Source organism: Candidatus Methanoperedens sp. BLZ2 (assembly GCF_002487355.1).
In the GTDB taxonomy this organism is placed as follows: domain Archaea; phylum Halobacteriota; class Methanosarcinia; order Methanosarcinales; family Methanoperedenaceae; genus Methanoperedens.
On the sequence record NZ_NTMG01000056.1, the window covers coordinates 59,867 to 69,723 of the forward strand.

11 protein-coding genes and 1 pseudogene are annotated in these 9,857 nt (G+C 38.8%); 4 read left to right on the forward strand and 8 right to left on the reverse strand.

Annotation, left to right across the window (positions count from 1 at the left end):
* Positions 1–707 precede the first annotated feature (707 nt).
* The gene (locus tag CL181_RS20370; protein ID WP_176505162.1) at positions 708–860 is read left to right on the forward strand and encodes a hypothetical protein; all 153 of its coding nucleotides are present in this window, start codon (positions 708–710) and stop codon (positions 858–860) included.
* Between the two features lie 84 nt (positions 861–944).
* Here CL181_RS20370 and CL181_RS10310 read toward each other — a convergent pair whose 3' ends face one another.
* Together CL181_RS10310 and CL181_RS10315 are read right to left on the reverse strand one after the other, a co-directional pair.
* Positions 945–1,421, reverse strand: coding sequence for a hypothetical protein (locus CL181_RS10310; protein ID WP_097299230.1), 477 nt, complete (start codon positions 1,419–1,421; stop codon positions 945–947).
* Complete coding sequence (locus CL181_RS10315; protein WP_097299231.1) at positions 1,396–2,151, reverse strand: ATPase domain-containing protein; 756 nt, start codon at positions 2,149–2,151, stop codon at positions 1,396–1,398. Before CL181_RS10315 ends, CL181_RS10310 begins: the two co-directional genes overlap by 26 nt.
* A gap of 166 nt (positions 2,152–2,317) precedes the next feature.
* Here CL181_RS10315 and CL181_RS10320 point away from each other — a divergent pair, with 166 nt between their 5' ends.
* Complete coding sequence (locus tag CL181_RS10320) at positions 2,318–3,478, forward strand: FlaD/FlaE family flagellar protein (protein WP_097299232.1); 1,161 nt, start codon at positions 2,318–2,320, stop codon at positions 3,476–3,478.
* A 60-nt stretch (positions 3,479–3,538) separates the two neighbouring features.
* Here the strand turns inward: CL181_RS10320 and CL181_RS10325 are convergent, their stop codons facing one another.
* From CL181_RS10325 to CL181_RS10350, 6 genes are read right to left on the reverse strand one after another with little or no spacing between them, the layout of a single operon-like run.
* Positions 3,539–3,937, reverse strand: a complete 399-nt coding sequence (locus CL181_RS10325) for a ribonuclease HI family protein (protein WP_097299233.1) — start codon at positions 3,935–3,937, stop codon at positions 3,539–3,541.
* Complete coding sequence (pspAB, locus tag CL181_RS10330) at positions 3,934–4,491, reverse strand: PspA-associated protein PspAB (protein ID WP_097299234.1); 558 nt, start codon at positions 4,489–4,491, stop codon at positions 3,934–3,936. Before pspAB ends, CL181_RS10325 begins: the two co-directional genes overlap by 4 nt.
* Positions 4,491–5,378, reverse strand: coding sequence for a zinc metalloprotease HtpX (htpX, locus tag CL181_RS10335; RefSeq protein WP_097299235.1), 888 nt, complete (start codon positions 5,376–5,378; stop codon positions 4,491–4,493). Before htpX ends, pspAB begins: the two co-directional genes overlap by 1 nt.
* A 24-nt stretch (positions 5,379–5,402) precedes the next feature.
* Entirely contained in the window at positions 5,403–5,714 is a 312-nt protein-coding gene (locus tag CL181_RS10340) for a cupin domain-containing protein (protein WP_097299236.1), read from the reverse strand.
* Between the two features lie 34 nt (positions 5,715–5,748).
* A complete protein-coding gene (locus tag CL181_RS10345) occupies positions 5,749–7,047 on the reverse strand; it encodes a SpoIID/LytB domain-containing protein (RefSeq protein ID WP_097299237.1) in 1,299 nt (432 codons plus the stop codon).
* 52 nt (positions 7,048–7,099) lie between these two features.
* Complete coding sequence (locus tag CL181_RS10350; protein ID WP_097299238.1) at positions 7,100–7,342, reverse strand: hypothetical protein; 243 nt, start codon at positions 7,340–7,342, stop codon at positions 7,100–7,102.
* Between the two features lie 69 nt (positions 7,343–7,411).
* Here CL181_RS10350 and CL181_RS10355 point away from each other — a divergent pair, with 69 nt between their 5' ends.
* Both CL181_RS10355 and CL181_RS20375 read left to right on the forward strand, forming a co-directional pair.
* On the forward strand, positions 7,412–8,851 hold the full coding sequence (locus CL181_RS10355) for a glycosyltransferase (RefSeq protein WP_097299239.1): 1,440 nt from the start codon (positions 7,412–7,414) through the stop codon (positions 8,849–8,851).
* Positions 8,851–9,857: pseudogene (locus tag CL181_RS20375) on the forward strand (hypothetical protein); the annotation flags it as partial. The gene CL181_RS10355 and the pseudogene CL181_RS20375, both read left to right, overlap by 1 nt.

Below are 9,857 nucleotides of genomic sequence, written 5' to 3' on the forward strand. Positions count from 1 at the left end.
CGTCCCTTCAGATTGATACTGAATATCAATGAGAAATCTACCTGTTTATAAACGGATTTGTGAAAATGGTGTGAACTCGATAAAACGCTATTTGTTGGTGATAGAAATTTAGCTGGTGGAACTTTTCTCCGGCGAAATATTGAAGATTTATTGTTAGCTTATTGTTAGCTTATTGCTATTTTATAGATATCAAAAATGATCTTTAAAGCTATTTTTCTGCCATCATATTGCTAAATCGCTAGCCTCAACAATGATAAGGGTGCTCTCATCTTTGTCTTTGCTTATCCATTATCTCTATGCTGAACACTTTAAACCAATATTAATATCAACAATAGGCAAGACATTTCCTGTTGATGTTGAAGAAATTAGAATTGATTTCAGCGAACAGTCAAGAGAATATAAATTATAGGGTTAAAAGGTGATATTGCTGATGAATTTGGAGAAAGACTTAACTTTGCCAGACTTGAATATCAAAAATGGTATATAGTAAGATTGTATGCTATCAAGAGAGGACAGCATGTTGGAAATATTTTTTTTCCTGCTATTCTTGCTAATTTCTTAGCTAGCAAATTGCTATTCAACCATATTTCTACTATAGCAAATTGATAGCGTTGAGCCATTCAAATGTTATTCGTTTAAGCTTGCTTTGTTTAATCTGTCAGTCAATTTTTTTAGAAGACGATTTATATTTTCCTAACCTGCAGGGAATGGGATGTTTAGTCCCTTTAAGTAGATATTTAAGTGAAGATGCTATAAAAAAAATTGAAAAGAAAAGTCCGGCAAGAACACCTGTTGATATCGGGACAAACATAAAAGATGATTTGAACAATAGTATACGTTCTACACTGGGTTTTCTATGATATCATTGAACGCATGGAATTTGATGGTAAATTAAACCAGTCATTATTAAATAGAAATCAATTGGAAAACAATAAAAATAATTCTCATTTTCTTTTATTTGGCCTGAATCCTTCAAGGAAACGTGGAATTTCCGTAGCGCTACCTTTCTCTATAAATTTAGGCCGCTCATTCAATGAGGGTTTTTCCAGGTGAGTATCAAATCTGGCTTCCTCTTTTTGAATATTAGGATCAACCACTTTAGGATCGCTGACAACGACTTTCCTGATTGCCGGAGTTACTTTTTCAGGGGTTTTTGATCCTTCAATATTTTTATCCCTGCTGGTTTTCCCTTTGGTCTTACCGTCAGCATAATAGGAATCAGGCATTTTGATTCCTAATTTTGAAGCTCTGGCTATGAGATCATTATACTCTCTTAAAACCCAGCCAATTTCAGAATGGTTCTTGACCCCGACTTCAAAGCCAAGATCATATATTTTCTTTATGATCTGTGCCCTTTCCTTTTCTGCGCTTTTACTGATAATACGTAAAACCTCTTTATTTACTTTTAAGTATTTTTCCAACTTTTATACCTTTATCAGAAAACTCAATGGATCTCATTTCACAGTCATGTTTTGTCCCGCGCATTTTCAGGATTTGCAAAGCACGGACCATACTTCCCTGCTTATCCATGAAATTATGCAGGAATATCACGCCATGAGATGCGAATTGTTCGATTGTATAAGCATCGGGCTTTGTAAGCTCGGATAACAGGATAGTTGTGCATCCAAGAGTTTTCAGGTTACGGATGAACCTCCCGATGGAACGCTCTTCAGTTGCCGGGTTATGTGTTGTGAACCTGATCGAAGATAATGAATCGATAACCAATCTCTTAATGCCGGACTGCTGTACCTGTTTTTCCACCTCTTTGAATACGGAAAATGGAGTAGGCGCTTGATTCGCAGGGGTATCCCCTGACTGTTGATGATAATCAGGAGTGATAACATTTGATATCTCATCATATTCCCCATAATTTGCAGAAGGACCAAGATCTATAAAAAATAATTTTTTATTCTTGATAAGATCCACAATCTGTGGATTATATCTGGTCATATCTTCTATAATTGTTCCGATACTTTCGGATAATGCAATATATGCTCCTGCCTCACCTTCAACCGTTCCTGCTATGAGAAATTGGACGCCAAAAGTAGTCTTGCCGCTACCCGGGGAGCCGCTCAATAAGTATTGTCTTTCCTGCAGCAATCCTCCTTCGACAAGAGCATCAAATCCTTCAATTCCTGATTTTATTCTCATAATGAACCTCGTAATAAGCTAGTATATGTGATTAAATTTTTCTCTATATAAACGCAGTTGTGAAAAGTGTGTGAATTATCCTTAATAACCTGTACTATCAAAACTACACTAAATATAAATATACCTTCAATATAATTTATATAAAAAAATAATTACAAGGTGAAAAATGTTTGAGGATATTTCAGAAAAATTAAAAAAATTTAAGATGCCTGAAGAGTCCCTCATAAAGAAGATCGAACGCATCAAGAAGACCCCTGATGCCGCAATTTCATCAACTTCACCTTCAGCCTCTTCTGATGATGCTGGTTCTACCTCTGGTTCTCCATCACCAAATGTTTCTGATATTTCAGAGCAGGTCAAGAAAGCCCAGGAGGAAATGACCCAGAAAATCGAAGAAATTGTAAAATCCAAAACAGAACAACTTAGTACAAGTGTAGAAGCCATTAAAGAATATGACGTAAAGATAAATAAGCTGGAAGGCGCGGTTTCGATTACTAAGACCTCAGTTGGTGAATTTAAAGACAGGCTGGATAAAATAGATGAAAGTCTTCTTGAATTATTATCGTTATATGAAGTTGTTTCAAGTACTGTAAACCCTTTTGTAGGTGATAAGGGTATGGTTCCTAACGAGAAGTTAGACCAACTTGAGAAAAGGATTGATGTCATAAGCCAGAAACCGTCTGAAATCCCTGCGAATATCAAAGAAGAATATGATATTAAATTTAAAGCTCTTGAAGGAAGCCTGGAGGAATTAACGCAGTTGATAGATTCAACCCCGTTACAGCATGAAGATATGATCAAGAACGTTGCAGAACAGGTAATGGAAAGAATAAAACCCATGATAGACCAGATAAAACCAATGATCGAGCAACAGGTGCAGCAGACTGCCGCACAAACAGCATCATTGTCCACAGCGCCTGATAATGCCACAGGTTCTGTTGATTCCATATCTCAGGGTATACGATATAATGATGAAAATGTAAAACTACAATATCTTGATAATAAAGCTGAAACTTCGATAATACTATTGAACTGGATCGAATTCTTATTGGAAAAGGTAGGAAGGAACAATCTTTCCGAAGTTCTTGAATATTATATTGATATAGGCTGGATAAGCGAGGATGTCTGCGAGAAAATGATAGCATATGCTAACGGCATAGATTATTATGTGGAAAGGCCTACCTGGAAACTGCTTCCCGATGACCATACAAAATCCCTGATGTTCATTGAGCAGCTTAAAGGCAAGAAACTCGATAAGTCCATGCTATCAAAAGTTGAAAGGGATGTCGAAAAAGTGATCCGGACAAACGAAGTTTATGTTTCATAATAGCTTAATCATAGCTATTTGATAGCAATTAGATAGAAATTATATAGCATTAAACTAACATCACAATTCATTATCCAGAGATTTATTTACCATGCTATCAGTATAACTATTTTCATCTCTTTTGACCCATTTAAAATCAATCTTCTTGAAAGTCCTGCATAATTTCCTGGCTTCATTGAATAAAGGAATGAGATTATCACTTTTAACCTGGTATCGTCCTGATATTTGCCTGATTATAAGCTGGCTGTCCCCCCGCACTTCAAGCTCTTTGCATTCATAAGCATGTGCGAGCTTTAACCCTTCAATAAGAGCCTTCCATTCAGCGATATTGTTTGTTCCAATACCGATATTCTTTGAAATTTCACCCACTTTCTTCCCGTTATCCAATAACACTGCTCCAATCGCCATCGGCCCGGGGTTTCCCCTGCATCCACCATCAAAAAACAATACGCAGCTCATACCGGGATATCCCACAGCGGATACCAGCGCTCTGTTTCTTTTTCGATCGGCAGTTCTTTTTCCATAATGGAGCGAAGCCTGAATTCATATGATGAATCTCTTTTTTTCCCATCAGGCACAAATGGATAATATTTTCCCTGTTTGAAGTTATAAATCCAGAAAACTTCTTTTTCTCCCTTGAATTTAAAGACCGCACATAATAACTGCTCACCAAAACCGTGGTCTGTAAGGGTCTCACTTACCATATAGATCGTGCTAACAAGATCTTCAAAATCCGGGTCGGAAAGTATGACCCACAGGTACCCGTAAGAATCTTTTTTCATATTATGAAGGGTATTTGTTTCTTTGCAGCTTTGCGTAAGTAATTGATTTATCTCAAGTTCCGCATTCTGGAATCCCGAAGCTTCAAGCGGCTTGAAGCAAATTCCTGCGCCTTTCGATATCAGACCAAGGTTGGAACTGAGGGTGACATACGCTGTTGACATTGCAAAAAGTTTATCTGGTTTTGGCTCTGGAAGTTTACTTTTACCAAGAAGCGTATCAAGGAAACCCATTAAAACTCCATCCTGTGCTCCATTTCAGAAAGTGCACGAATGCGTGCTTCAACTGATGGATGCGTGGATAAGAGATTCATAATAGACTCACCGGAAACTGCTGGTATGATAAAGAACGCATTCATTGCTTCAACTTCCCGCAGATCACGTGAAGGTACACGTTCCATGACACCACTTATGGTCATAAGGGCTGAGGCAAGGTGTGACGGATGGCCTGTTATTATTGCCGAACCCCTGTCTGCTGCAAACTCCCTGTATCTTGAAAGCGCTCGTATGAGAAGGAAACTCAGGACCCATACAATTATCGATACTATGAATATGATTATAGCAGCTCCGCCGCCTTTACGATCATCCCTTCCGCCCATTCCGAAAAACAGCATGTTCCTCACCAGTAAAGCTGCCACCGTAGAAAGGAAACTTGCAATAGTGATCACAAGCATGTCCCGGTTCTTTACATGGCTTAACTCATGGGCAAGAACTGCTTCAAGTTCAGGCTGGCTCAATCTTTGTTTCAGGGATGTGGTAACTGCGACCACGGCGTTCCCCTGGCTCCTGCCAGTTGCAAATGCATTGGGAACATTACTATCAACAATAGCGATTTTCGGTTTTGGCAGATTCGCAATAGCACAGAGCCTTGATACAGTTTCATGAAGACGCGGCTCCTCCTGTTCTGTGACCACTCGCCCTCCAGTGCTCCAGAGTACCAGCGTGTCTGAAAAGAAGAACTGGGCAAACAGCATTAGCATCATAAATATCAGCAGGATGTTTGTCCATGCCCCGCCATAAGTCAATATTACTGCAAGAAAGAAAAGATACACTACCGCAAGCAGGAACATTGTTAATAACATACGAGCCTGAAGCCCGTAATCACGGTACCATTTTTTCATAATTCTATATTAGCTTTTCTTTGTTTAAAACTTTCTTTGATCCCTTTTCACTTTCACGGACAGTGTTATGAATCGCAGCGGCACATTCCCTGAATTGAACAGTGTATGCGGTGCAAGCTCTGGTATATACACAACATCATAACGTGATATTTCCTGTTTTTCATCACCTATTGTCATTATGCCATATCCTGAGAGGACATAATATATTTCTTCAAGCTCAGGATGAAAATGCAGCTCGATGCCCTTTCCAGGCTCAAGTGAAGTATCATATATTGCTGCCATGTTTTGTGCGTCTTTTGTAAGGTCAAGACCATTTTCAATCTGATTTACTCTCATATTCTATCTCATTTTTGTCAAGATTGTTATAATATTATTTAGATCCTATGATTATGTCATTCCCATAGAAATATTTCAATATGTTTTTCCAGGTATAACCTTTGTTCGCCAATGCATTTGCCTGGATCTGTCCCATAGCTCCTCTATTGTACGGATTTAAAGAAGACGGATTTGTTACCCAGCCGATACTGCTTTGTGCTATATTCTCCCCGCTTTTACCTTCATTGTAGGTTACATATCTGGCAAAATCACCAGCGCCGCTAACATAAAAACTGCAAATTATAACATTTCCCCATTTAATAACTATTCCATTAGTTTGTGAAACTGAATTTATCTCATTGTCTGTGAGAACAAGCCAGGGTTTATAGTTTTGGTCCCTGCTGTCATCATAAACATCAAAGTTTGTCCCGCTTGGATGCTCTTTCTTATAATAGGCGAATGTTCTTGAAGCAACAGCCTGGGCCTTCATGGATTCAAACGGTGCAATATCGTTCTCTGCAGCTACAACATATGGTAAATATTCTGTTTCTATATTTAAAACATCAATTTGACCGGTAGCAGATCTATATACTCTTATAGTCTCAACTGGTGTCTTAGGTCCTATGATTATGTCATTCCCATAGAAATATTTCAATATATTTTTCCAGGTATAACCTTTATTTGCCAATGCATTTGCCTGGATCTGTCCCATAGCTCCTCTATTGTACGGATTTAAAGAAGACGGATTTGTTACCCAGCCGATACTGCTTTGTGCTATATTCTCCCCGCTTTTACCTTCATTGTAGGTTACATATCTGGCAAAATCACCAGCGCCGCTAACATAGAAACTGCAAATTATAACATCTCCCCATTTAATAACTATTCCGTTAGTTTGTGAAACTGAATTTTTTAAGTTATTTGTAATAACAAGCCAGGGTTTATAATTTTGGTCCCTGCTGTCATCGTAAACATCAAAGTTTGTCCCGCTTGGATGCTCTTTCTTATAATAGGCGAATGTTCTTGAAGCAACAGCCTGAGCCTTCATGGATTCAAATGGTGCAATATCATTTTCTGCAGCTACGACATATGGTAAATATTCTGTTTCTATATTTAAAACATCAATTTGACCGGTAGCAGATCTGTATACTCTTATGGTATCTCCGGATGGGATTGATGTAAGAGTTGGTGTAGAAGTTAGTGTAGGAATTGGTGTAGATTTTACATAATGTTTATTTTCATAAACGGCAGAAGCATTATTAGCACTGGCCAGGATTAAAATTAAAATAGCTATTGCACTGAAGAAAATCACTATTTTTTTACGATACCAATTCTTTATTAATTTTTTTTCACTCATTTCTTTATCTCCTTATTTTTCAAATTCAGGTTAAATAAGGATATGAATCAGATTAATATTTACTTTCCCATAGTTTTTCATATTTTTCACATAGTTTTTCAACAGTTTTTAAAGGCTTGTTAAGAACATGCAGTTCTACCGGAACTGTCGAAAAATCATTCCATTTCCGGCAGTATAGACTGAGTTCAACTTTTTTAAGACTTTTATTACCTTTCGGGATCAATTTATAATGGATTAGCAAAAAGCTAACCTCATAATAGCTAATATCAAGAATCTGCTCCATTTTTTCATGCATAAATTTGATTTTTAAAGAAAAAATAGCCCTGATACCAAAAAGCCCATTTATAAAGAATCAAGCTCGTAAATGAACTATGATAAAGCTTTGATAAACTCAAAACTTTCGATTTATATATATAGCATCGATTACGTTGGCATTCGTGCGACTATGAAAAGTACGAGATTATCACTATCGGTCATCGTATTGGTGCTGACATTAACCTCCATTATCCCGGCTTCGGCTTCGGTATTTGATACGTTGGAGCAATTCAGGATTCCTGATTACATTCAGGTTCCTAAATTTAATTTCTCTATGGTTCCTGACTTTAATTTATCTATAGCTACTCTTTTGTTTTATGGAATGCTTTCCATACTGATCTTCCGCCTTGCCAGTTTCGGTTTTCTTTCTTTTGTCGACACTTTTATAAAACGGAAGGGAAAAATCGATAAATTCCTTAAAATGTCGATAATCATTCCAGCATATAATGAAGAGGTAACAATAGCCAGCTGTATAAAATCCATGCTGAGTCTGAACTATCCATCCTATGAGGTCATAGTAATCGACGACGGATCATCAGATAATACATTTAGGGAGGCATCGAAATATTCGGAAAAAGGCGTAAAAGTAATACGCCAGAAAAATACAGGAAAGCCCGGAGCCATTAACACAGGCATCCAGAACTCTTCCGGGGAGGTAGTGATTACAGTTGACGCTGATTCAAAGCTGCATCCTGATGCCCTTACATGGATATGCAGACGCTTTTCCAGTAATCCTCGCCTCGGTGCAGTGGCGGGCAATGTAAAAATAGATAAACCCACTGGATTGTTGAAGACCCTGCAATCACTTGAATACACTACGTCAATAAACCTTGGACGAAAATCCCAGTCTATGTTGCATTGTGTTATGATAGTGCCTGGTGCAATAGCAGCCCTGAAAACCAGTGTACTTCGTGAAGTAGGTTACTTCCCATCTGATACATTTGCAGAGGATTTTGATATTACTATGAAAATCTTAAGAGCAGGTTATCATGTTGAGTACGAATCCCACGCAATAGCTTTCACACAGGCGCCTGAGAGTGTGGAGGATTTCCTGAAACAAAGAAGAAGGTGGTATCGGGGTATGACTCAGGTTCTATCAAAGTACCAGGGAATGTACCTTAATCCCAGATACGGTGCAGCCGGAATTTTCGGAGTACCTTACATGTGGCTGGGGGTAAGCTCGTACTTGATAAACATGTTCTTGCTCTTCATGCTACTTATTGATACTTTTAGTTATATGGTAAGCTTTTCCGGGAATGATCTGAATTTGCTGGCTTCGGGAATGCTGACATACTGGGCTATGACTATCGGGATTTCAGTATATGCCGTAATCATAGACCCTATGCCAAAGCTAAGAGAACTAATTGCAAGTCCCCTATATCTGTTCTATAACGTTTTTATAGATAGTGTAGGTCTTATGGCATTAATCGAAGAAATACTGAACCTGGCTATGCGCTGGGAAAAACCAAAAAGGGAGGAACTAGAATAATGAATATTGGAATACTTGGAATCGGAATTGCGATTACATTCGCAATAATAGCACTATCAGCAGTAATACTGTACCTTGGCTTCAGGATAAAAGAGACTTTTCGGGAAGAAAAAAGCCTGAAAATCCAGTTTGCGAAAACATTTTTCTTGATCGGGATATTATTTCTGGCTGGCGGAGTGTTCTATTTCTTTGCCCAGGCCATAGCCCCTCAAAAACTCCCAAATGATAACAACGCATCTAAAATAATCGAATCCGGAGCCTATGCAAAAAATGGCTCTGTATATCTTGGAGTATCTTACCCTGCAAATATCAGGACAGATGATAGCTATACAATTTCATTCGTGACGAACAATCCTTCCACAAAAGTAATTCACAATGCTGCAATTAAATTAGTGGGATTAAGTCTTTTGGAGGCAAAGTCCAACTTTATAATCGTATCCGACAGTCTGTATTTGGGAGATATATCACCCGGAGAGACAAAAGGCTATCTACTGCTGAAAGCACCATCAAAACCCGTAATTCTTGAAGGCTCATTGATATTTCAATCAAAGGACACTGATACTGTAGCCCAATCTGTGAAAATAAACGTTCTTGAGACTGCTTTATTACCAGCACCGACTAATACTCCAAACTCATCATCTCCAGGGTCAAAAGGAATGCCGTGGTATAATATAATCTGGCCTTCTGCGCCTGCTTCATCAATATCCATATCTATACCCGCCTCTTCGACTCCTGCACCTAATCCGACCTCTACACCCACGCCCGCACCTAACCTGACACCCGGTCCGGCTGCTACTCCTGCATCCAATTCGACCTCATCAACACCCACACCCACGCCCGCATCTAACCTGACACCCGATCCGGCTGCCACTCCTGCACCTAATTCAACCTCATCAATACCCACACCCACGCCTGCGCCTACCCTGACACCCGATCCGGCTGCCACTCCTGCCCCCAATTCAACCTCATCAACACCCACACCCACGCCTGCGCCTACCCTGACACC

Coding starts and splice junctions, on each gene's coding strand:
- CL181_RS20370 (WP_176505162.1), top strand. CDS start 708: ATGGGATGTTTAGTCCCTTTAAGTAGATATTTAAGTGAAGATGCTATA.
- CL181_RS10315 (WP_097299231.1), bottom strand. CDS start 2,151: ATGAGAATAAAATCAGGAATTGAAGGATTTGATGCTCTTGTCGAAGGA.
- CL181_RS10320 (WP_097299232.1), top strand. CDS start 2,318: ATGTTTGAGGATATTTCAGAAAAATTAAAAAAATTTAAGATGCCTGAA.
- CL181_RS10325 (WP_097299233.1), bottom strand. CDS start 3,937: ATGAGCTGCGTATTGTTTTTTGATGGTGGATGCAGGGGAAACCCCGGG.
- pspAB (WP_097299234.1), bottom strand. CDS start 4,491: ATGGGTTTCCTTGATACGCTTCTTGGTAAAAGTAAACTTCCAGAGCCA.
- htpX (WP_097299235.1), bottom strand. CDS start 5,378: ATGAAAAAATGGTACCGTGATTACGGGCTTCAGGCTCGTATGTTATTA.
- CL181_RS10340 (WP_097299236.1), bottom strand. CDS start 5,714: ATGAGAGTAAATCAGATTGAAAATGGTCTTGACCTTACAAAAGACGCA.
- CL181_RS10345 (WP_097299237.1), bottom strand. CDS start 7,047: ATGAGTGAAAAAAAATTAATAAAGAATTGGTATCGTAAAAAAATAGTG.
- CL181_RS10350 (WP_097299238.1), bottom strand. CDS start 7,342: ATGCATGAAAAAATGGAGCAGATTCTTGATATTAGCTATTATGAGGTT.
- CL181_RS10355 (WP_097299239.1), top strand. CDS start 7,412: ATGAACTATGATAAAGCTTTGATAAACTCAAAACTTTCGATTTATATA.